This window comes from Corynebacterium sp. HMSC069E04 (assembly GCF_001813175.1).
GTDB lineage: Bacteria > Actinomycetota > Actinomycetes > Mycobacteriales > Mycobacteriaceae > Corynebacterium > Corynebacterium aurimucosum.
In genome coordinates this window covers 1-1,410 of sequence record NZ_KV811633.1, presented here as the reverse complement: position 1 = coordinate 1,410, position 1,410 = coordinate 1, and the positions used below count along the sequence as shown (strand labels likewise).

2 protein-coding genes are annotated in these 1,410 nt (G+C 55.5%); both read right to left on the bottom strand.

All coding sequences use genetic code 11. The features are described from left to right. Positions 1 to 191: 191 nt before the first annotated feature. Positions 192 to 341: a hypothetical protein gene (locus HMPREF2896_RS12790; protein WP_165033318.1), complete on the bottom strand. Its 150-nt coding sequence runs from the start codon at positions 339 to 341 to the stop codon at positions 192 to 194. 310 nt (positions 342 to 651) lie between these two features. After that, positions 652 to 1,245 (bottom strand): recombinase family protein, encoded by a 594-nt coding sequence (locus HMPREF2896_RS02150; protein ID WP_070524737.1) that lies wholly within the window; start codon positions 1,243 to 1,245, stop codon positions 652 to 654. Between the last annotated feature and the right edge of the window lie 165 nt (positions 1,246 to 1,410).

Below are 1,410 nucleotides of genomic sequence, written 5' to 3'. Positions count from 1 at the left end.
GGTCAAATTTTCTTGGCATATTCCAGATTTTCCCATCTACTCAGACGGAACAAAACCTGGGACACTTCAGGAGTATTGCGAAACCTCCGCGCGCACATTAGCCTAAGACATGACAGCATGGTTCGTCCCTGACCCATCGCTGCACATAAAAATAACCCCAACCGACTGCGAATCGGCTGGAGTTATCGGACCTAAAGGCCCATGTGAAGCATCGCCTCAACGAGCTTCACGATTGCGGTCGCAAGAACTATGACCTTGGTAGCCACATCGAGCCAGTCAAGCTTGGTGGCATCAAGGTCTTTTCTTTTGCGACCGGGCGTTTCCAATGAGTGTCTACCCATCGGTCACCTCCCTAACGTCGTAGAGTTGTCCACTCGCCGACTAGGCGCGCAGAACAGCCCACGTACACGCGCGGACCTAACCGCGCACCGACGAGGAAGTCACGCCCACGCCCCACCACAGGTGGTGGGGCATGATTGTGAACCGGCACTAACGTTAGCAGTAACGCTGGACCGAAAAGGGGCCGGTGGTCTCCGCAGAGAAGTAAAAGGCAGACAGCATCGAATTCCCATGCAGCCAGCCCAATCTGCGCATATTTACGCATACGAACCCCGGTCAAGTTGCGCTGATTTACCGTTACGGCTGCGTCTTTTAGGCGTTTTTCAATGCTCGATACACGGTAGGACGGGTGACCCCAAACTCTCGCGCTAGTGCGGCTTTCGACTCCCCTGCCAGCACACGCTGCTTAATCTCCACTACTTGCTGCGGGCTAAGAGCAGGCTTGCGCCCTTTGTATTTGCCGGCCTTTTTCGCCAACGCAATCCCCTCCGCCTGGCGCTCACGAATAATAGCCCGCTCAAACTCCGCAAACGAACCCAAAATACCTAGCATTAAATCCGCACGCGGGTCACTAGCACCCTTCGAGAACGATAGGTTCTCGTGCAGGAAAGTAACAGTCACACCCTTGTCGGTGAGCTCATCAACGATGCCACGCAGATCCGTTAGAGATCGGGCGAGGCGATCAATCGACGAGACGACGAGCTCGTCACCATCGCGCACATACGCCATACACTCGACAAGCCCAGGGCGGGCAGTCTTCGTGCGGCCGGAAATCTTATCTTCAAAGAACCGGTCAATCCTGCCGGAAGCATTGAGTAGTTCTTTCTGGCGCTGATTATTCTGCTCCACCGTCGAAACACGGATATAGCCCACCCGCTGCCCACGGGAGCCGGAGTCGTTGGCCATTAGTCTTCGCCCCGCGAGGGGTTAAAGGCAGCATTCTCCTGTTCTATGACCGCATCACGATACGACTCGATTGCATCCGAGAGGGCATAAAGCTGAATACCGTCGAGGGCATCAGCGTCAGCGAGCAAGGATTGCACAATCCTGCCCAACGCCTGCTGCCCCGAC

Bases quoted from the DNA above. Each gene is read 5' to 3' on its own strand.
- HMPREF2896_RS12790 (WP_165033318.1), bottom strand. From the start codon at position 341: ATGGGTAGACACTCATTGGAAACGCCCGGTCGCAAAAGAAAAGACCTT.
- HMPREF2896_RS02150 (WP_070524737.1), bottom strand. From the start codon at position 1,245: ATGGCCAACGACTCCGGCTCCCGTGGGCAGCGGGTGGGCTATATCCGT.